Origin of the sequence: Serratia sp. JUb9 (genome assembly GCF_014298095.1) — a bacterium.
Lineage (GTDB): Bacteria > Pseudomonadota > Gammaproteobacteria > Enterobacterales > Enterobacteriaceae > Serratia_B > Serratia_B rhizosphaerae.
Genome location: NZ_CP060416.1, coordinates 506,596 through 527,447, shown reverse-complemented (window position 1 = coordinate 527,447; position 20,852 = coordinate 506,596). Strand labels below are relative to the sequence as shown.

Annotated in this window: 19 protein-coding genes; 6 read left to right on the top strand and 13 right to left on the bottom strand. The window is 57.7% G+C overall.

Annotation, left to right across the window (positions count from 1 at the left end):
• Window positions 1-42 precede the first annotated feature (42 nt).
• Window positions 43-969 carry a TIGR01212 family radical SAM protein gene (locus tag HF675_RS02520; protein WP_111736308.1) on the bottom strand — a complete coding sequence of 309 codons (927 nt, stop codon included), beginning with the start codon at window positions 967-969 and terminating at the stop codon, window positions 43-45.
• Between the two features lie 717 nt (window positions 970-1,686).
• Between HF675_RS02520 and gltB the strand changes: the two genes are divergently transcribed.
• Together gltB and HF675_RS02510 are read left to right on the top strand one after the other, a co-directional pair.
• On the top strand, window positions 1,687-6,147 hold the full coding sequence (gltB, locus tag HF675_RS02515; protein WP_187043986.1) for a glutamate synthase large subunit: 4,461 nt from the start codon (window positions 1,687-1,689) through the stop codon (window positions 6,145-6,147).
• Between the two features lie 13 nt (window positions 6,148-6,160).
• Entirely contained in the window at window positions 6,161-7,579 is a 1,419-nt protein-coding gene (locus tag HF675_RS02510) for a glutamate synthase small subunit (protein WP_105232743.1), read from the top strand.
• Window positions 7,580-7,752: 173 nt separating this feature from the next.
• On the opposite strand, the gene sspB is transcribed toward HF675_RS02510, so the two are convergent.
• From sspB to zapE, 5 genes are all read right to left on the bottom strand, one after another.
• On the bottom strand, window positions 7,753-8,247 hold the full coding sequence (sspB, locus tag HF675_RS02505; protein ID WP_105232744.1) for a ClpXP protease specificity-enhancing factor: 495 nt from the start codon (window positions 8,245-8,247) through the stop codon (window positions 7,753-7,755).
• 2 nt (window positions 8,248-8,249) lie between these two features.
• On the bottom strand, window positions 8,250-8,891 hold the full coding sequence (gene sspA / locus HF675_RS02500) for a stringent starvation protein SspA (RefSeq protein WP_054307417.1): 642 nt from the start codon (window positions 8,889-8,891) through the stop codon (window positions 8,250-8,252).
• A 386-nt stretch (window positions 8,892-9,277) separates the two neighbouring features.
• The gene (gene rpsI, locus HF675_RS02495; RefSeq protein WP_004937080.1) at window positions 9,278-9,670 is read right to left on the bottom strand and encodes a 30S ribosomal protein S9; all 393 of its coding nucleotides are present in this window, start codon (window positions 9,668-9,670) and stop codon (window positions 9,278-9,280) included.
• Window positions 9,671-9,685: 15 nt separating this feature from the next.
• The gene (gene rplM, locus HF675_RS02490) at window positions 9,686-10,114 is read right to left on the bottom strand and encodes a 50S ribosomal protein L13 (RefSeq protein ID WP_015961989.1); all 429 of its coding nucleotides are present in this window, start codon (window positions 10,112-10,114) and stop codon (window positions 9,686-9,688) included.
• A 266-nt stretch (window positions 10,115-10,380) separates the two neighbouring features.
• Window positions 10,381-11,511 (bottom strand): cell division protein ZapE, encoded by a 1,131-nt coding sequence (zapE, locus tag HF675_RS02485; RefSeq protein WP_187043985.1) that lies wholly within the window; start codon window positions 11,509-11,511, stop codon window positions 10,381-10,383.
• A 265-nt stretch (window positions 11,512-11,776) separates the two neighbouring features.
• Here zapE and zapG point away from each other — a divergent pair, with 265 nt between their 5' ends.
• The 4 genes from zapG to HF675_RS02465 all read left to right on the top strand — a co-directional run bounded on the left by zapG (window position 11,777) and on the right by HF675_RS02465 (window position 15,507).
• On the top strand, window positions 11,777-12,175 hold the full coding sequence (gene zapG, locus HF675_RS02480) for a Z-ring associated protein ZapG (protein ID WP_015961991.1): 399 nt from the start codon (window positions 11,777-11,779) through the stop codon (window positions 12,173-12,175).
• Between the two features lie 190 nt (window positions 12,176-12,365).
• Complete coding sequence (gene degQ, locus HF675_RS02475; RefSeq protein WP_105232746.1) at window positions 12,366-13,733, top strand: serine endoprotease DegQ; 1,368 nt, start codon at window positions 12,366-12,368, stop codon at window positions 13,731-13,733.
• A gap of 89 nt (window positions 13,734-13,822) precedes the next feature.
• Window positions 13,823-14,881: an outer membrane-stress sensor serine endopeptidase DegS gene (gene degS, locus HF675_RS02470; protein WP_105232747.1), complete on the top strand. Its 1,059-nt coding sequence runs from the start codon at window positions 13,823-13,825 to the stop codon at window positions 14,879-14,881.
• Window positions 14,882-15,234: 353 nt separating this feature from the next.
• The gene (locus tag HF675_RS02465) at window positions 15,235-15,507 is read left to right on the top strand and encodes a bacteriocin (RefSeq protein ID WP_105232748.1); all 273 of its coding nucleotides are present in this window, start codon (window positions 15,235-15,237) and stop codon (window positions 15,505-15,507) included.
• 110 nt (window positions 15,508-15,617) lie between these two features.
• Here the strand turns inward: HF675_RS02465 and murA are convergent, their stop codons facing one another.
• The 7 genes from murA to mlaF all read right to left on the bottom strand — a co-directional run bounded on the left by murA (window position 15,618) and on the right by mlaF (window position 20,496).
• Complete coding sequence (gene murA, locus HF675_RS02460) at window positions 15,618-16,877, bottom strand: UDP-N-acetylglucosamine 1-carboxyvinyltransferase (protein ID WP_105232749.1); 1,260 nt, start codon at window positions 16,875-16,877, stop codon at window positions 15,618-15,620.
• A 145-nt stretch (window positions 16,878-17,022) separates the two neighbouring features.
• Entirely contained in the window at window positions 17,023-17,277 is a 255-nt protein-coding gene (ibaG, locus tag HF675_RS02455) for a BolA family iron metabolism protein IbaG (RefSeq protein ID WP_015961996.1), read from the bottom strand.
• Window positions 17,278-17,415: 138 nt separating this feature from the next.
• On the bottom strand, window positions 17,416-17,718 hold the full coding sequence (gene mlaB / locus HF675_RS02450; RefSeq protein ID WP_105232750.1) for a lipid asymmetry maintenance protein MlaB: 303 nt from the start codon (window positions 17,716-17,718) through the stop codon (window positions 17,416-17,418).
• Window positions 17,718-18,347 (bottom strand): phospholipid-binding protein MlaC, encoded by a 630-nt coding sequence (gene mlaC, locus HF675_RS02445; RefSeq protein ID WP_111736306.1) that lies wholly within the window; start codon window positions 18,345-18,347, stop codon window positions 17,718-17,720. Before mlaC ends, mlaB begins: the two co-directional genes overlap by 1 nt.
• 14 nt (window positions 18,348-18,361) lie before the next feature.
• Window positions 18,362-18,889, bottom strand: coding sequence for an outer membrane lipid asymmetry maintenance protein MlaD (gene mlaD, locus HF675_RS02440; RefSeq protein ID WP_187043984.1), 528 nt, complete (start codon window positions 18,887-18,889; stop codon window positions 18,362-18,364).
• Window positions 18,890-18,893: 4 nt separating this feature from the next.
• Window positions 18,894-19,676 carry a lipid asymmetry maintenance ABC transporter permease subunit MlaE gene (gene mlaE, locus HF675_RS02435; protein ID WP_105232753.1) on the bottom strand — a complete coding sequence of 261 codons (783 nt, stop codon included), beginning with the start codon at window positions 19,674-19,676 and terminating at the stop codon, window positions 18,894-18,896.
• A gap of 16 nt (window positions 19,677-19,692) precedes the next feature.
• On the bottom strand, window positions 19,693-20,496 hold the full coding sequence (gene mlaF / locus HF675_RS02430) for a phospholipid ABC transporter ATP-binding protein MlaF (protein ID WP_105232754.1): 804 nt from the start codon (window positions 20,494-20,496) through the stop codon (window positions 19,693-19,695).
• Between the last annotated feature and the right edge of the window lie 356 nt (window positions 20,497-20,852).

Here is a 20,852-nt window from a genome sequence, read left to right as displayed (position 1 = left end):
GATTACGTCGGCGGAAGTGTGGAAAAGGCGGCAAAACGGCGCTCAGGGGCGGTAACGGCAGGTGGGGCTCAGCGCCGAGCCCTGGCCGCCATGCTGCTGCAGATAGCCGCCGACCGCCTGCATGCCGCTCCAGCGGTTTTCGCACCATAATGGTGCCAGCAGCGTCGGGCGTCGCGCGCTGGCCGAAATACGGTGGAACACCACCTCGCGCGGCGTATGGCGGATCAGTTCACCGGCGCTGGCGGCGTACTCGTCCAGCGTCAGCGTCGTCAGCCGGCCGGCCTGCCAGGCGCGGGCCATAATACTGCCGCTGACGATATGCAGCGGATGCAGTTTGATGCCGTCCACGCCGCTGTCGACCACCGCCCGCAGCGTATCCAGATGGTCGGCCGGCGCCTCGCCCGGCAGGCCGACAATCAGGTGACAGCATACTTTCAGCCCCCGCTGCCGCGCCAGTCTGACGGTTTGCTGATAACAGCAGAAATCATGGCCCCGGTTGATGCGTTTCAGCGTTTTATCGTGCGCGCTCTGCAGCCCCAGCTCCAGCCAGACTTCATAGCCGGCCTCGCGGTAGCCAGCCAGCAGATCGAGCGCCGCAGCGGGCACGCAGTCCGGCCGGGTGCCGACGCACAGCCCCACCATCTCGCTCTGCGCCAGCGCCTGGCCGTAGAGCGTCTGCAGCCGCTCCACTTCGCCATAGGTGCTGGTATAGGCTTGAAAATACGCCAGATAACGCCTGGCGCGCTGCGTTTTATGCGCCTGCGCCGCCAGCTGTTCGGCAATGCTCTGCCGCTGCATCTGCTCATCGGCAAAAGACGCCACGTTGCAAAATGTGCAGCCGCCGCGCCCCAGCGAACCGTCACGGTTCGGGCAGCTGAAGCCGCCGTGCAGCGTCAGTTTATGGATCTTCTCCCCGTAGCGGCGCTGGAGGTCAGCGCCAAACATATTGACTAATTGCGGCAACTGCATATTCTGGATGGTTCTCTGTGTTCAAAGCCGCCGATGCTAATAAGAAACGGCTTTTCCCACGATGACAGAGATCAACGCTTTTTCTTAAAGGCTCGCCTTGGCATAACTATTCATTATAAACGCAAATAAAATCACCCAGCCCGCGATGAATTTTTCTAATTCCGTAGCAGTTATTTATCGCTATATGACAAGACGATGAAAAATAGTGATAAACATTGGAATACTCTTATACATCAGAACAATACTCTGATATTACCGCCCGCACTAGCATGGTGCAGAGATTCAAACCTTGCACTATAGTGAGACAGCTCACATTTCTTCCGGGGCGACGGTGCGCCTCCACGCCGGCAAATCCCCACAAAAATATAAATATTTCATATAGATAAATCACATTAACCGAATGTAAACGCGGTTTAAGCCCATATTTGACCTGCGTATTCTTTCTGGATTAAGTTGGAAGTCCGCTGGAAGCTTTCTGGACGGGCAAACGACTCGTCATATTTATGCAGTATTTAAAGACTCCCTCTTAAAACAAGTAGTCACCACTTGTGATAACCGTCACGAGAGGCCATTAACAGAGGGCGCAAAAGCAGACTGGATTATTCACCATCATGATGCTTTTCATGGGGGGATAAGCCGTCGGCGTTCGCCTGATGTTGGGAAGCCCCCTCGCAGTAGGTTGTGAGAGTCATGCAGAGCCTGGGGAGGTTCACTGATATGTTGTACGATAAATCCCAAGAGAGGGACAACTGTGGTTTCGGCCTGATCGCCCACATAGAAGGCGAACCTAGCCACAAGGTAGTGCGTACCGCGATCCACGCACTGGCCCGTATGCAACACCGTGGCGCCATCCTTGCCGACGGCAAGACCGGCGACGGCTGTGGCCTGTTATTGCAAAAGCCCGATCGCTTTTTCCGTATGGTTGCGGAAGAGCGCGGCTGGCGTTTAGCCAAAAACTATGCCGTCGGCATGATGTTCCTCAGTCAGAATGACGAGGAAGCCCGCGCCAGCCGCCGCATTGTTGAAGAAGAACTGCAAAACGAAACGCTGTCGGTCGTCGGCTGGCGCGAAGTGCCCACCAACCCGGACGTGCTGGGCGAGATCGCCCTGTCGTCGCTGCCGCGCATCGAACAGGTCTTTGTCAACGCTCCGGCCGGCTGGCGTCCGCGCGATCTGGAGCGCCGCCTGTTCGTTGCCCGTCGCCGCATTGAAAAACGCATTCAGGACGACAGCTTCTACGTCTGCAGTTTCTCTAATCTGGTGACGATCTACAAAGGCCTGTGCATGCCGGCAGATCTGCCGCGTTTTTATCTCGATCTGGCCGATCTGCGTCTGGAATCCGCCATTTGTCTGTTCCACCAACGCTTCTCCACCAATACCGTGCCGCGCTGGCCGCTGGCGCAACCGTTTCGCTACCTGGCGCACAACGGCGAGATCAACACCATTACCGGCAACCGCCAGTGGGCGCGCGCGCGAACCTATAAATTCCAGACGCCGCTGATTCCGGATCTGCACTCCGCCGCGCCGTTCATTAACGAAACCGGCTCTGATTCCAGCTCCATGGACAATATGCTGGAGCTGCTGCTGGCAGGCGGTATGGATATTATCCGCGCCATGCGCCTGCTGGTGCCGCCAGCCTGGCAGAATAACCCGGAGATGGACGGCGATCTGCGCGCCTTCTTCGACTTTAACTCCATGCATATGGAGCCGTGGGACGGCCCGGCGGGCATCGTCATGTCCGACGGCCGCTACGCTGCCTGTAACCTCGACCGTAATGGCCTGCGTCCGGCGCGCTATGTCATCACCAAGGATAAGCTGATCACCTGCGCCTCCGAAGTCGGCATCTGGGACTATCAGCCGGACGAAGTGGTGGAAAAAGGCCGCGTCGGTCCGGGCGAACTGATGGTCATCGACACCCGCAGCGGCCGCATCCTGCACTCGGCCGAGACCGATAACGATCTGAAAAGTCGCCATCCGTATAAAGAGTGGATGGAAAAGAACGTCAAGCGCCTGGTGCCGTTCGAAGACCTGCCGGAAGACCAGGTGGGCAGCCGCCAGCTGGACGACGTACAGCTGGAGACCTATCAGAAGCAATTCGGCTACAGCAGCGAAGAACTGGATCAGGTGATCCGCGTTCTGGGGGAGATAGGCCAGGAAGCGACCGGCTCCATGGGGGACGATACGCCGTTCGCCGTGCTCTCCAGCCGCCCGCGCATTATCTACGACTATTTCCGCCAGCAGTTCGCGCAGGTCACCAACCCGCCGATCGATCCGCTGCGTGAGGCTCACGTGATGTCGCTGGCCACCAACATCGGCCGCGAGATGAACGTTTTTAGCGAAGCGGAAGGTCAGGCGCACCGCCTGAGCTTCAAATCGCCGATTCTGCTGTATTCCGACTTCAAACAGCTCACCACGCTGGAAGGCGAATACTACCGCACCGATACGCTCGACCTGACCTTTGACCCGAGTGAACAGGATCTGGAGCAGAAAATCCGCACGCTGTGCGACGAAGCGGAACAGAAAGTACGCGACGGCGCCGTGCTGCTGGTTCTGTCCGACCGCGCTATCGCCCCGAACCGCCTGCCGCTACCGGCGCCGATGGCGGTCGGCGCGGTGCAGACGCGTCTGGTGGATAAAAACCTGCGCTGCGACGCCAACATCATCGTGGAAACGGCCAGCGCGCGCGATCCGCACCACTTCGCCGTACTGCTGGGCTTCGGCGCCACCGCCATCTACCCGTATCTGGCCTATGAAACCCTGGCCAAGCTGGTGGACAACCAGACCATCGACAAGAAATACCGCGATGTGATGCTGAACTACCGTAACGGCATCAACAAGGGGCTGTACAAGATCATGTCCAAAATGGGCATCTCGACCATTGCCTCTTACCGCTGCTCCAAACTGTTCGAGGCCGTCGGCCTGCACCGCGATCTGTCCGACCTCTGTTTCCAGGGCGTGGTCAGCCGCATCAACGGCGCCAGCTTCAGCGACTTCCAGCAGGATCTGCAGAACCTGTCCAAACGCGCCTGGCTGAAGCGTAAGCCGCTGGATCAGGGCGGCCTGCTGAAATTCGTCCACGGCGGCGAATACCACGCTTACAATCCGGACGTGGTTAACAGCCTGCAACAGGCGGTGCACAGCGGTGACTACACCGACTACCAGCGCTACGCCAGTCTGGTTAACGAACGCCCGGTCGCCACGCTGCGCGACCTGCTGGCGATTAAACCGCAGGGCGAGCCGATCCCGGTCGATCAGGTGGAGCCGGCCGAAGCGCTGTTTACCCGCTTCGACACCGCGGCGATGTCGATCGGCGCTCTGAGCCCGGAAGCACACGAATCGCTGGCGGTAGCCATGAACGGCCTCGGCGGCTTCTCCAACTCCGGCGAAGGCGGCGAGGATCCGGCACGTTATGGCACCAACAAGGTATCGCGCATCAAGCAGGTGGCTTCCGGGCGCTTCGGCGTTACGCCGGCCTACCTGGTGAATGCCGATGTGATTCAGATTAAAGTCGCCCAGGGCGCCAAGCCGGGTGAAGGCGGCCAGCTGCCGGGTGATAAAGTCACGCCGTACATTGCCAAGCTGCGCTATTCGGTGCCGGGAGTGACGCTGATTTCGCCGCCGCCGCATCACGATATCTATTCCATTGAAGATTTGGCGCAGCTGATTTTCGACCTGAAACAGGTGAACCCGAAAGCGGTGATCTCGGTGAAGCTGGTTTCCGAACCGGGCGTGGGTACCATCGCCACCGGCGTCGCCAAAGCCTATGCCGACCTGATCACCATCGCCGGCTACGACGGCGGCACCGGCGCCAGCCCGCTGACCTCAGTGAAATATGCCGGCTGTCCGTGGGAGCTGGGCCTGGTGGAAACGCAACAGGCGCTGGTGGCCAACGGCCTGCGCCATAAAATCCGCCTGCAGGTGGACGGCGGCCTGAAAACCGGCGTCGATATCGTCAAGGCGGCGATTCTCGGCGCGGAAAGCTTCGGCTTCGGTACCGGGCCTATGGTGGCGCTGGGCTGCAAATACCTGCGTATTTGCCACCTGAACAACTGCGCGACCGGCGTCGCCACTCAGGATGAAAAACTGCGCCGCGATCACTATCACGGCCTGCCGGAACGCGTCACCAACTACTTCCATTTCATCGCGCGTGAAACCCGCGAGATTATGGCGCAGCTGGGCGTCAGCCAACTGGTGGATCTGATTGGCCGCACCGAGTTCCTCAGCGAACTGGACGGTATTTCCGCCAAGCAGAACAAACTGGACCTGTCGCCGCTGCTGCAGACCGCCACGCCGCATCCGGGCAAGGCGCAGTACTGCACCGAAGGCAGCAACCCGCCGTTCGACCACGGATTGCTGAACAAAGAGCTGCTGGCGCAGGCGCAGCCCTACATCGAAGAAAAACGCAGCAAAGCGTTCTACTTCGATATCCGTAACACCGACCGTTCCGTCGGCGCCAGCCTGTCCGGGGCGATCGCCAGCGTGCACGGCGATCAGGGCATGGCGGCCGATCCGATCAGGGCGCACTTCTCCGGCACTGCCGGCCAGAGCTTCGGCGTCTGGAACGCCGGCGGCGTAGAGCTGACCCTGACCGGCGATGCCAACGACTATGTCGGTAAAGGCATGGCCGGCGGCAGTATCGCGGTGCGGCCGCCGCTCGGCTCCGCCTTCCGCAGCCATGAGGCCAGCATTATAGGCAACACCTGCCTGTACGGCGCCACCGGCGGCAAGCTGTTCGCCGCGGGCCGCGCCGGCGAGCGTTTCGCCGTGCGTAACTCCGGCGCCATCACCGTGGTGGAAGGCATCGGCGACAACGGGTGTGAATATATGACCGGCGGTATCGTCTGCGTGCTGGGTAAAACCGGCATCAACTTCGGCGCCGGTATGACGGGCGGCTTCGCCTACGTGCTGGATGAAGACGGCGAATTCCGTAAACGCGTCAACCCGGAGCTGGTGGAAGTGCTGGAACTCGATCAGCTGGCGATTCACGAAGAACACCTGCGCGGCCTGATCACCGAGCACGTACAGGCGACCGGCTCTTCCCGTGCGGAAGAGATTCTGGCCAACTGGCCGACCTGGGTGCCGAAATTCGCGCTGGTCAAGCCAAAGTCCAGCGATGTGAAGGCGTTGTTGGGTCACCGTAGTCGTTCCGCAGCCGAGCTGCGGGTTCAGGCGCAGTAAGAGGTAGGTCATAATGAGTCAGAATGTTTATCAATTTATCGACCTGCAGCGCGTTGATCCGCCGAAGAAACCGCTGAAGATCCGTAAAATCGATTTCGTGGAAATCTACGAGCCGTTTTCGGATTCGCAGGCCGAAGCGCAGGCGGACCGCTGTCTGTCCTGCGGCAACCCGTATTGCGAGTGGAAGTGCCCGGTGCACAACTACATCCCGAACTGGCTGAAGCTGGCCAATGAGGGGCGTATCATGGAGGCGGCGGATCTGGCGCACCAGACCAACAGCCTGCCGGAAGTGTGCGGCCGCGTCTGTCCGCAGGATCGCCTGTGTGAAGGCTCCTGTACGCTGAACGATGAGTTCGGCGCGGTAACCATCGGCAATATCGAACGTTATATCAACGATAAAGCCATCGAAATGGGCTGGAAACCGGATATGTCGCACGTCCAGCCGACCGGCAAACGCGTGGCGATCGTCGGCGCCGGCCCGGCCGGTCTGGCCTGTGCCGACGTGCTGACCCGCAACGGCGTCAAAGCCGTGGTCTACGATCGTCACCCGGAGATCGGCGGCCTGCTGACCTTCGGCATTCCGGCGTTCAAGCTGGAGAAAGAGGTGATGATCAAGCGCCGTGAAATCTTCAGCGAGATGGGCATCGAATTCCAGCTCAATACTGAAATCGGCAAAGACGTCGCGCTGGACGCGCTGATTGACGAGTACGACGCGGTGTTCCTCGGCGTCGGCACCTATCAGTCGATGCGCGGCGGCCTGGAGAATGAAGGTGCGCCGGGCGTCTACGATGCCCTGCCGTTCCTGATCGCCAACACCAAGCAGCTGATGGGCTACCAGAGCAGTGAGCAGGAGCCGTATGTCAGCATGGAAGGCAAGCGCGTGGTGGTGCTGGGCGGCGGCGATACCGCGATGGACTGCGTACGCACCTCCATCCGTCAGGGCGCCACGCAGGTGACCTGCGCCTACCGTCGCGATGAGGCGAATATGCCTGGCTCCAAACGCGAAGTGACCAACGCGCGGGAGGAAGGCGTCGAGTTCCAGTTCAACCTGCAGCCGCTCAGCATCGAGCTGAACGCCGCCGGGCGCGTAGCCGGGGTGAAAATGGTGCGCACTCAGCTGGGCGAGCCGGATGCCAACGGCCGTCAGGCGGCAGAGCCGGTGCCGGGTTCCGAGCACGTGCTGGATGCCGACGCGGTGGTGATGGCCTTCGGTTTCCGTCCGCATGCGATGAACTGGCTGGCGGCGCATGACGTCCAGCTCGACAAGCAGGGGCGTATTGTGGCACCGGAAGGCAGCGACAACGCGTTCCAGACCAGCAACCCGAAAATCTTCGCCGGCGGCGATGCGGTGCGCGGCTCTGACCTGGTGGTGACGGCGATTGCCGAGGGGCGTAAAGCCGCCGACGGCATCCTGAACTATCTGGAAGTGTAACCTCGCCACGCGGCTTAAATGACTGTGCCAAACGGCTTCCCCGACGGGAGGCCGTTTTTTTATGGCGTTTTACGGCAGAGGCCTTCGGACATTAACACGGTGTTCTGTCCCGGATTCTGCCAATAAAAAAAGGTACAGCATGCTGTACCTTTTCAATCAAACGGAAGTTGCGCTTACTTAACCACGCGCAACGCCGGGCGCCCGCCGCGTGGCGGCTGTGGCGGTTCATCATCCGGATCGTTATCGTCACCGTTGTCAGGACGATCGCCGTCGATAACCGACATCAGGCTTTCAGAAGGCACCGTCTCCAGCTCGTCGAAAGCACCTTCGCCTTCATCGTAAGCGGCTTCCGGTTCGAACATGGTTCCCGCGCCGTTCTCACGGGCGTAAATCGCCAGCACCGCGGCCAGGGGCACCAGCACCTGACGCGGTACGCCGCCGAAGCGGGCGTTAAAGCTCACTTCGTTGTCGCCCAGCTGCAGGTTGCCGACCGCACGCGGCGCAATGTTCAGAACGATCTGACCATCGCGCGCGAACTCCATCGGCACCTGAACGTCCGGGCGTGTTACGTCGACCACCAGATGCGGCGTCAGCTGGTTGTCCAGCAGCCAGTCATAAAACGCCCGCAGCAGATAAGGGCGGCGCGGCGTCATCTGCGACATATCCATGATTAACCCCGAGTATGCAGGCGCATTTCGCGCTCGGCTTCGGTCAGTGAGGCCAGGAACGCATCACGTTCAAAGACGCGGGTCATATAGCCTTTCAGCTCTTTGGAACCGGCGCCGTTCAGTTCAATGCCCAGCTGCGGCAGACGCCACAGCAGCGGCGCCAGGTAGCAATCCACCAGGCTGAACTCTTCGCTCATGAAATATGGCGCCTGAGCAAAGATCGGCGCGATGGCCAGCAGTTCTTCACGCAGCTGACGGCGGGCAGATTCGGCTTCCTGACCGCTGCTCTGCTCGATCTTGTACATCAGCGAATACCAGTTCTTTTCGATGCGCAGCATCATCAGGCGGCTTTCGCCACGCGCTACCGGATAAACCGGCATCAGCGGCGGGTGCGGGAAGCGCTCGTCCAGGTATTCCATGATAATACGGGACTCATACAGCGTCAGCTCGCGATCGACCAGCGTCGGCACCGTTTGGTAAGGATTGAGGTCGATCAGATCCTGTGGCAGGTTATCCGGTTCAACCTGCTCAATCTCGACGCTGACACCTTTTTCCGCCAGTACGATACGTACTTGATGGCTAAAAATGTCGGTCGGGCCAGAAAACAGCGTCATTACCGAACGTTTGTTGGCAGCGACAGCCATGAAAACCTCCAAGTTTTATCTAGAAAATACTGCGAATAGCCAACTTAGCCCCGAAGCTTGCACCTTGCCCATGGCAAAGTGAAAACGCATGGGAATATCCGGCTGCTATCCTGAATGATCTTGACCGCAGGCCAGCAGCACGCAGGTAACCTTAGGTCTGGAAAGCGGCCTCGGAGGTAACTGGCGGCAACTGCTCGGCGAACAGGCGCAAAAGTGGATGATAGTTTACCAGATTTTGCCCGTTTTGTGGGGAGCGGGCGGCGATTTCATCACTATTTGTCTGGCGACGCGCAGATTTTTCACCGGTGGGGGGGAATTTCAGACATAAAAAAACCCGGTGCAACACCGGGTTTTTCGCATAATTCGTTCTGCCGCAGCAGAATAAATTAACGCTTGGAGAACTGCGGACGACGACGTGCTTTACGCAGGCCGACTTTCTTACGTTCAACCTGACGAGCGTCACGAGTGACGAAGCCAGCTTTACGCAGTTCAGAACGCAGAGTCTCGTCGTATTCCATCAGCGCACGGGTGATACCGTGGCGGATAGCGCCAGCTTGACCGGAGATGCCGCCACCTTTAACAGTGATGTACAGATCCAGTTTGCCAACCATGTCGACCAGTTCCAGCGGCTGACGAACTACCATGCGGGCAGTTTCGCGACCGAAGTACTGTTCCAGGCTGCGCTGGTTGATAACGATGTTACCGTTGCCCGGCTTGATAAAGACGCGAGCGGCGGAGCTTTTGCGGCGACCAGTGCCGTAGTATTGATTTTCAGCCATTGCCATTAATCCCGATTAAATGTCCAGAACTTGCGGTTGCTGTGCCGCGTGATTGTGCTCGGTGCCCGCGTAAACTTTCAGTTTACGGAACATTGCACGACCCAACGGACCCTTTGGCAGCATGCCTTTAACCGCGATTTCAATCACACGCTCAGGACGGCGGGCAATCATCTCTTCAAAGGTCGCTTCTTTGATACCACCGATGTGGCCGGTGTGGTGGTAGTACATCTTGTCGTTACGCTTGTTGCCGGTTACAGCAACTTTGTCAGCGTTCAGAACGATGATGTAATCACCGGTATCAACGTGCGGGGTGTATTCCGCTTTATGCTTGCCGCGCAGACGACGAGCCAGTTCAGTAGCGAGACGGCCTAAAGTTTTACCGTTCGCATCAACAACGTACCAGTCGCGTTTTACGGTCTCTGGTTTAGCTGTAAAAGTTTTCATTAAAAGCTTACCCAATAATTAGTTACACGTTGGTGAACACCCAAACGCTCGAAAACAGTTGAGGCTCACACGACCATCAAGTCCAGCAAACCTACCCCTTCGAATAGCCATTGCCGGCACTATAAAGTTTTTGGGAAAAAAACTTTGTTGTAACGTGGGGTCGCAAGATTATAGAGAAGTCACCCGCAAAGATCGAACAGTTTTTGCAGGAAAAATGCATTTTAGCGGCATCATACGGGCCTCGATGCGTGGAGGCCCGTATGATATCACGGCAGATGCGGCAGCTTCAGATATTCTTCGCTCTGCATCTCCTGCAGGCGCGACAGGCAACGCTGGTATTCAAACTTCAGCCGCTCGCCCTGGTAAATGTCGAACATCGGCGCCTCGGCGGCGATCACCAGTTTGACGTGACGCTCGTAGAACTCATCCACCAGCGCCAGGAAACGGCGCGCGGTGCTCTCCTTCAGCGGCCCCATCACCCGCACGTTATGCAGGATAACGCTGTGATACAGGCGCGACAGCGCGATGTAATCCAGCTGACTGCGCGCCTCTTCGCACAGCGTGTGAAAATCCACCGCCAGCACGCCGTCCGCCGCGCGCAGCGCCTGCAGCGGCCGGTGGTTGATCTCCAGCAGCGGCGATTCGTCGCCGCCCTTGCCCGCCAGTTTGCTGAAGATATCGTCCAGCGCCTGTTGAGTCTGCGCATTCAGCGGCGTCAGGTAGAGATGCGCCTGAGTCAGGGTGCGCAAGCGATAGTCAATGCCGGCGTCCACGTTCATCACGTCGCAGTACTCGTTGATCAGATCGATGGCCGGCAGGAAGCGTGCGCGCTGCAGGCCGTTGCGATACAGCTCGTCCGGCGGGATGTTCGAGGTGGCCACCAGGGTAATGCCGCGGGCGAACAGCGCCTGCAGCAGCGTCGCCAGCAGCATGGCGTCGGTGATGTCGGAGACAAAGAACTCGTCAAAGCATAAGACGTCCGCCTGCGCCTTAAAGCCGTCGGCGACAATCTCCAACGGGTTTTCCTGCCCCTGCAGCTGCGCCAGCTCTTCGTGCACCCGCAGCATAAAGCGGTGAAAATGCAGCCGCAGTTTGCGCTCCCCCGGCAGGCTGTGGAAGAACATATCCATCAGCCAGGTTTTGCCGCGCCCGACGCCGCCCCACATATACAGCCCCTGCACCGGGCGCTGCGCCGCCGGACGGCCGCCTTTTCCCAGCCAGCGGCTGAGCTTGCCGCGCAGACCGCCGGCCTCTGCCGGCGCGTCGGGCGTTTGTTGTATCAACTGCTGATAAATGGAATCTAACTGGCTGACCGCCCGGCGCTGCACCTCATCGGCCTGATAGTCGCCGGCGTCCAGCGCCTGCTGGTAGCGTGTTAACGGTGATGGTGAATACATGTTGCCTAATGTTCCCTGCAATCGCTCCGCCCGCGCCCGCTGGCGCACAGCGCGGATAAAGAATTTATTTAGCCCATTTTAGCCGCGCGTTACCGGTCATATTTCCGGTTATCGCCACATTTCCCCGCATTGCGGCCCACTCAAAAACCCGGAAAAGCCAAGGTAACAGCGCTTCAGGATTCCACTCGGACAAGGTTAACGGTTATAGTGGATATTATTAAGTGAAAAATCCCTGCGGAACAACGAAGTCACAATAGGAGTCATCATGACCTGGGAGTATGCGCTGATTGGTTTGGTGGTCGGTATCGTCATCGGTGCGGTAGCGATGCGCTTTGGTAACCGTAAACTACGTCAACAACAGGTTTTGCAAAACGAACTGGATAAAAGCAAAACCGAGCTGGAAGAGTACCGTCAGGAACTGGTCGGCCATTTTGCCCGCAGTGCGGAACTGCTGGACAACATGGCGCGCGACTATCGCCAGCTCTATCAACATATGGCGAAAAGCTCCAATAACCTGCTGCCGGACCTGCCGATGCAGGAAAACCCGTTCCGTTATCGCCTGAGCGAATCCGAAGCGGATAACGATCAGGCGCCGGTTGAAATGCCGCGCGACTACTCCGAAGGCGCTTCCGGCCTGCTGCGTGGTGCGCCGCGTCGCGACTGACCGCCGTTTTCAGCCCGCGTAAATTTTGCGCGGGCTTTTGTACTTTCCCCCTCCCCCCGATGCGATTCCTGCGCTATCCTAAAGCCTTAAATGGATGTTGGCGGTGAACTTATGACGCAAATTCACGGTCTTAACCTTACCTTTAGTGGTTAATTAATTTCACCGGCAGGTAATGAGAGAGTTATTATCAATGAAAAAAAAGTCGTTAATTCTTAGTGCATTAGCAATGAGTATTGGCCTGACGCTTACCTCCGTACCGGTGGCCAATGCGGCCTTGCCACTCGCCGTCCAGGGGCAGCAGTTGCCAAGCCTGGCGCCGATGCTGGAAAAAGTCTTACCCGCCGTGGTCAGTGTGCATATTGAAGGGACTCAGGTGCAGCGCCAACGTTTGCCGGAAGAGTTCAAATATTTCTTCGGCCCTAATTTCCCTACACAGAAGCAAAGTTCTCGTCCGTTTGAAGGCCTCGGTTCAGGCGTGATTATTGACGCAGCCAAAGGCTATATTCTTACCAACAACCACGTCATCGCCAACGCTGACAAAATCAAAGTGCAGCTGAATGACGGCCGCGAGTTCGACGCCAAGCTGCTTGGCCGCGACGAACAGACCGACATCGCGCTGCTGCAGATCACCGCCAAGAACCTGACCGCGGTGAAAATGGCCGATTCCGATAAACTGCGCGTCGGTGACTTTGCCGTCGCCGTCGGCAACCCGTTCGGCCTGGGGCAAACCGCCACCTCCGGCATTATCTCCGCGCTGGGGCGCAGCGGCCTCAACCTGGAGGGCCTGGAGAACTTTATCCAGACCGATGCCTCAATTAACCGCGGCAACTCCGGCGGCGCGCTGGTGAATCTGAACGGCGAACTGATCGGTATCAACACCGCTATTCTGGCGCCGGGCGGCGGCAATATCGGCATCGGCTTCGCCATCCCCAGCAATATGGCGCAGAACCTGAGCCAGCAGCTGATCGAGTTCGGCGAAGTGAAACGCGGCCTGCTGGGCATCAAAGGCAGCGAGATGACCGCCGATATCGCCAAGGCCTTTAATACCGACGCGCAGCGTGGCGCCTTTGTCAGCGAAGTGCTGCCAAAATCCGCTGCGGCCAAGGCCGGTATCAAAGCCGGCGATATTCTGGTTTCCGTCGACGGCAAGCCAATCGGCAGCTTCGCTGAACTGCGCGCCAAGGTCGGCACCACCGCGCCGGGCAAAACCATCAAGATCGGCCTGTTGCGCGACGGTAAGCAGCAAGAGGTCTCCGTCACGCTGGATAACAGCGAAACCGCTTCCACCAGCGCGGAAACCCTGTCCCCGGCCTTGCAGGGCGCTTCGCTGAGCAACGGCGCGCTGCCGGGCGGCGAGAAAGGCGTGAAGATCGACAACGTCGGCAAAGGTACGCCGGCGGCGCAGATGGGCCTGCAAAAAGGCGATGTGATTATCGGCATCAACCGTCAGCGCGTTGAAAGCATCACCACGCTGCGCAAAGTCCTGGCGGCGAAACCGCCAGTGATGGCGCTGAATATCGTCCGTGGCGGCGAAACCATTTACCTGTTAATGCGTTAATTTGTACAAAAACCGGGTGCGGTAGCATACTGCACCCGGTTAACTCGTGTTATTCTCCGTTCATCCTTTATTTTATCTGTTAAAACTCCATGTTTGCTAAGCTCTTGCGTTCCACTGTTATTGGTTTAATCGTTGCCGGCCTGCTATTGGCAGCGCTTCCCGTGCTGCGTTATTCCAATCAACTGTTTGCAGAGAAAATGGAGAGTACCGCCGACGAAACCCCGGCCGGTTATAACAAAGCGGTGCGCCGCGCCGCGCCCGCAGTGGTAAATATCTACAACCGCAACATGAGCGGCGCCCCCAACGTGCTGTCGCTCGGTTCCGGCGTCATCATGAACGATCACGGCTATATCCTGACCAACCGCCACGTCATCAAGGATGCGCAGCAGATTACCGTGGTGCTGCAGGACGGCCGCCGCTACGAAGCGCTGCTGGTCGGTTCCGACAGCCTGACCGATCTGGCGGTGCTCAAGATCGATCCGGGCAATCTGCCGGTTATTCCCATCAATACCAAACGTATGGCACATATCGGCGACGTGGTTCTGGCGATCGGCAACCCCTATAACCTTGGTCAGACCGTTACCCAGGGGATTATCAGCGCCACCGGACGCATCAGTCTGAGCACCACCGGCCGCCAAACCTTCCTGCAGACCGATGCGTCAATCAACCGCGGCAACTCCGGCGGCGCGCTGGTGAACTCGCTGGGCGAGCTGATGGGGATCAATACGCTGACTTATGACAAAGTCACCAACGGCGAAACCCCGGAGGGGCTGGGCTTTGCCATTCCTACCGAGCTGGCCAGCAAGATTATGGAAAAGCTGATTCGTGATGGTCGCGTTATTCGCGGCTACTTCGGCATCCAGGGCAAAGAGATTATCCCGCTGCGCACCTCCAACAGCGGCATCGATCGCCTGCAGGGGATTATCGTGACCGAAATTACGCCGAACGGCCCGGCGGCTAACGCCAATTTCCATATCAACGATATTATCATCAACGTCAACCATAAACCGGCGATCTCCGTACTGGAAACCATGGACCAAGTTGCGGAAATCCGCCCTGGCACCACAATTCCGGTGATAGTACTGCGCGACGGCAAACGCATCACGCTGCAAATGACGGTGGGTGAGTTCCCGGAAGATAACAACTAGCGTCATACGAGACGTATCGGCGAAGGCATCTCCGTATGCGTTTGTTGATACGTCAGCCACCCCCCTCTTTTCTTCGCCCCATATTCTACCGACAAGCCACGCCAAAATAATAATCATGCATTAAACATATAATTAAATTTAATAAATAAAATAGATATTAAAATATACACCCATTCATTTAGTTTGTAGTTATAAAAAATAAATCATCATTTCCATATTAAACTGTTTATTTAATTCTTAATCTCTTGTACTTTTAACCACGCGATTTCCAGAGCAATATTATTTTATTTCTCTTGAAAATCTGCATTCATATAAAAAATATATTTATTTTAATTTATATATAAGGACATTACATGCGTGAATTAAACAATAAAGAACTGACCACCGTTAGCGGCGGTACTTTCGATGGTATGCTTTGGGGTATCATGGATGGCATCGCCAGCGGCGCCGGCATGGCGAAATTCGCTACCGGCGGCAGCATCATGTTTGGTGCCTTTGCCCAGCTGGTTGGCGTCGTCATTGCTCCAATCATCGGCGGTTTCGTCGGTGGTGTTATTGGCCTGATGACCGATCGCGATACCGTCGCCGAATATGCTCAGCGCTATCGCGAAACGATGGGTAAATAATTCAGTTATCCATGCTGATGAATAAAAAATGCACCTAATCAGATGCATTTTTACAGAGTGATTCAATAACTATGCATTACGTCCTGCGGGGGACGTAATGCATTTTTTATTTACTCGCCTTTTACGCGCTCGATATTCGCGCCCAACGCACGCAGCTTATCTTCGATACGCTCATAGCCGCGATCGATATGATAAATACGGTCAACGATGGTCACGCCATCGGCGATACAGCCGGCCAGCACCAGGCTGGCGGAAGCGCGCAGATCGGTCGCCATCACCTGCGCACCGGACAGTTGCTCAACGCCATGGCAGATTACCGTGTTGCTTTCGATTTCCGCATGTGCGCCCATGCGGATCAGCTCCGGTACGTGCATGAAGCGGTTTTCGAAGATGGTTTCGGTGATAACGCCGGTACCTTCAGCCACCAGGTTCAACAGGCTGAACTGCGCCTGCATATCGGTCGGGAAGCCCGGGTGCGGCGCGGTGCGAATGGTAATGGCCTTTGGCCGCTGACCGTGCATATCCAGACTGATCCAGTCCTCACCGACTTCAATATCCGCACCGGCTTCACGCAGCTTGGCCAGCACCGCATCCAACGTGTCAGGACGAGTATCACGACACAGCACCTTGCCGCCGGAGATCGCCGCCGCCACCAGGAAGGTGCCGGTTTCAATACGGTCAGGCAGAACACGGTACACGCCGCCGCCCAGACGCTCAACGCCTTCAATGGTGATCTTGTCGCTGCCGGCGCCGCTGATTTTTGCACCCAGCGTATTCAGGAATTCGGCGGTATCGACAATTTCCGGCTCGCGTGCGGCGTTTTCAATCACGGTGGTGCCCGTCGCCAGCGTCGCGGCGCTCATAATGGTGACGGTAGCGCCCACGCTCACTTTGTCCATCACGATATGCGCGCCCTTCAGACGGCCATCGACGGATGCCTTCACATAGCCTTCTTCCAGTTTGATCTCGGCACCCAGCTGTTCCAGACCGGTGATATGCAGATCGACCGGACGCGCGCCGATGGCGCAGCCGCCCGGCAGAGAAACCTGGCCATAGCCGAAACGGGCGACCAGCGGACCCAGCGCCCAGATGGAAGCGCGCATGGTTTTCACCAGATCGTAAGGCGCGCAGAGTTCGTTCACACCGCTGGCGTCCATAAACACCGAACCATTACGTTCAACTTTCGCACCCAGCTGGCTCAACAGCTTGATGGTGGTATCGATGTCTTTCAGTTTGGGAACATTCTGTAACTCGACCGGCTCTTCTGCCAACAACGCGGCAAACAGAATCGGCAGGGCGGCGTTTTTCGCCCCGGAAATAGCCACTTCCCCGCTCAGGCGGGTACGGCCCTGCACTCGAAATTTATCCATCTAATGACTCTCTGTTGTCTCGTCCACAATACCCGCCAACCCACGCCGCCGCACACTGGCCGCCCGCAAGCGCGCCGCTGTGCTCCCTTGCCTGCGCCGTCGGTCAACCGGGTATCAACGCTGCCGGCCCGAAAGGCCCGCAGCCTTAAAATCCGTTGAGTTTGCGATCCCGCTTCCACTCTTCAGGGGTGTATGCCTTGATCGACAGGGCATGAATGCGGTTGTCGGCAATGTATTCCATCAGCGGCGCATAGATCGCCTGCTGCTGTTTGACGCGGCTCATGGCGCCAAACAGTTCACCGACCGCAATCACCTGAAAGTGGCTGCCGTCGCCCGTCACCTGCACTTCTTCCAGCGCCAATGCGTTCATCAGCACGTCTTTAATTTCGCTATTTTCCATGGTATCCCGTTCTGCTACAAAGGATCATAATCAGCCTGATATCTTAGAGGAATACGGCGCTTTCTTAAACTAAAGAAAAAGCCCCTGCATAACAGGGGCTTTCGAGCATGTACTTACCGCCGCGCCGATAAACCGCGCCTAACTCCGTGTCTCGACAGGCATTATCTCCTGCAGATTGTACAAAGCGATCAGCGTTCTCAAACGGTCGGTGGCGCCGGAAATTTTCAATTCCACGCCGTTGCGCAGCTGTTCGGCACGCAGATGCACCAGCAGCGCCAAACCGGAAGAGTCCACGCGGCGCAGCTGCGCCACGTCAATCGCCGTTTTGCCTTTCAGCAGCTCGGCGCGCTGCCGCCACAGCGGCAGCAGCGTTTCCCGGTCCAGGTCGCCGTGCAGCACCAGCGTCTGCTGCTGGTCATCGAAACGCAGAGACTCAGCCATTACTTTTTCTGGTCCAGCGTGATCGGCTGCTTGGCCGCCGCCTGCAGTTGCTGAGTCAGGCCGTCGATACCTTTGGTACGCAGCGTTGACGCCCACTCATTCTGCTTGGTGGTGATCATGCTGACGCCTTCGGCGATCATGTCATATGCCTGCCAGTGGCCGGTCTTGCTGTTTTTACGCCATTGGAAATCAAGACGCACCGGCGGACGGCCGTTGGTGTCGATAATGGTGACGCGAATCGCCACGATATTGGCGTCCCCCAGCGGCTGCTGCGGCGCAATCTGATAGGTCTGGCCGTGATACAGCGCCAGCGCCTGGCCGTATGCCTGCTCCAGATAGGCCTGGAACGCGGTGAAGTACGCTTCACGCTGCGCCGGCGTTGCTTCTTTGTAATAACGGCCCAGCACCAGCGCGCCGGCGTATTTCACCTGAACGTACGGCATCAGCTCTTCATGCACGATGGTACGCAGCGAGTTCGGATCCTGCTTGATTTTCGGCTGCTCGGTTTTGAGGCGGGTAAAGGTCTTCTCCGCCGCTTCTTGCATCATGCTGTATGGGTTGGTTTGGTCCGCCGCGCTTGCCAGCGGTGCAACCACCAACAGGGCAACCATCAATAAACGTTTAAACATGCAGGTTTCCTCTTTTAATGACTCGGGGCGGCTGCCGGCGCTGCACCCGCAGCATCCGGCTTGGCTTCATCCTGACCGCCGCTTTTATACAGGAACTGGCCGATCAAATCTTCCAGCACCATTGCTGATTTCGTGTCCTGAATGGTGCCGCCATCCTTGAGAATAGCAGTCCCCATTTCCGGGTCTTCAAAGCCGACGTTCAGGGCAAGAAACTGTTCCCCCAGCAGGCCCGACGTGCGGATTGCCAGGGAACTGGTATCCGGGATCTGGTTGTACTTATCCTGAATATCCAGCGCAACGCGCGGCGAATACGTTTTCGGATCCAGTTCAATATCCGCCACGCGGCCGATCACCACCCCGCCAATCTTCACCGGCGAACGCGCTTTCAGGCCACCAATGTTATCGAAGGTGGCATAGATACGGTAGGTCGGTTCGTTGCCGATGGATTTCACATTGGCAACCTGCAGGCAGATAAAGATGATGGCGACCAGCGCGATCAGCATAAATACCCCAACCCAGATTTCACTCTTCTTCGTTTGCATCGACTCAATTCCCAAACATCAGTGCTGTCAGCACAAAATCCAATCCCAACACCGCCAGAGACGAATGTACCACCGTTCTGGTCGTTGCCCGGCTAATCCCTTCAGAGGTCGGCACCGCATCATAACCGTTAAAGATAGCAATCCAGGTCACGGTTATCGCGAATACCACGCTCTTGATCACGCAGTTCAGCAGATCCTGACGCCATTCGACGGCGCCCTGCATCGCCGACCAGAAGAAGCCGCTGTCGATGCCTTTCCAATCCACGCCTACTATCGAGCCGCCCCAGATACCCACGGCAACGAAGATCAGGGTCAGCAACGGCATGCTGATCATCCCGGCCCAGAAACGCGGCGCTACGATGCGCCGCAGCGGATCGACCGCCATCATCTCCAGGCTGGAAATCTGTTCGGTGGCTTTCATCAGGCCGATTTCTGCGGTCAGTGCGGAGCCTGCACGGCCGGCAAACAGCAGCGCGGTCACCACCGGCCCCAGTTCGCGCAGCAGCGACAGCGCCACCATCATGCCCAGACTCGCCTCGGCGCTGTAGGTGGTCAGCACCAGATACCCCTGCAGCCCCAGCACCATGCCGATAAACAGCCCGGAAACCATAATAATCAACAGCGACTGTACGCCGACGCTGTGCAGCTGCTTGATCAGCAGCGGCCATTGCCTGCGCGGTTCAGGCCGCCCGATCAGCGCGCCCCACAGCATCAGACCGGCGCGCCCGAAGGCGGTGCTGATATTGATGCCACGGCGTCCAAGAGACGCTAACGCCTGTAATAACATGAGGATATCTACTCCCTTACCCTAACAATTCGGCCTGATAATCACCGGCCGGATAACGGAACGGCACCGGCCCGTCGGCAATACCATCCAGGAACTGGCGCACGCGTGCATCAGGATTGTTCTGTAACTGCTGTGCGGTTCCTTCGGCTATCACATGGTGTTCCGCTACGATATAAGCGTAGTCGGCAATGCTCAGCACTTCCGGCACGTCGTGTGACACCACGATACAGGTAATCCCCAGCGCATGGTTCAGTTCATCAATCAATTTAACCAGTACGCCCATGGTGATCGGATCCTGACCGACAAACGGCTCATCAAACATGATCAGCTGCGGATCAAGCGCAATGGCCCGCGCCAGCGCCGCACGCCGCGCCATGCCGCCGGACAGCTCGTTCGGCATCAGATCCGCCGCGCCGCGCAGCCCCACCGCCTCAAGCTTCATCAGCACCGTGGTGCGAATCAGCGCCTCCGGCAGTTGGCTGTGTTCGCGCAGCGGGAAAGCCACGTTCTCAAATACGGTTAAATCGGTGAACAGCGCCCCTGACTGGAACAGCATGCTCATCTTTTTGCGCGCGTCGTACAGTTTATGCCGCGACAGCGCGGGAATATTGTCCCCGTCGAACCAGATTTCACCGCTATCCGGCGCCAGTTGCCCGCCGATCAGGCGCAGCAAGGTGGTCTTGCCGATGCCGGACGGCCCCATAATCGCCGTCACTTTACCACGGGGAACCGTCAGGTTGATGTCTTCAAATATCAGCCGATCGCCGCGGGAGAACGTCATACCGCGCACTTCGACCAGATTATCTGCCTGCTGGTACATGTTTTTGGATCCTTGTACGGCTTCAGTTGGCTATATCACCCGCTGATAATAATCTACCGGGCGCAATACGGCGCATTTTTACAAAAACTTACCGCCATTTCGCTACCAATGATGCCATTAGTTTTACTTTTACGCTGCGCAGGGTCAAAATTAGTCACATCACGAAAAATAACGACACAGATGGCGATGGCGCCCATCCCCCGGCGCAAGCCGGTAATGGTAGGCAGAAAATAGCCGCCGGGCTATGTTTGACCAACGAATCGGGTTCCCTGTCGGTTTCACGTCATCGCCATACGCCCCGCGCGCCCAACAGCGCCGAAGGCCGGCGATCGGCAGTGGCAAATCCCAGGGAATAA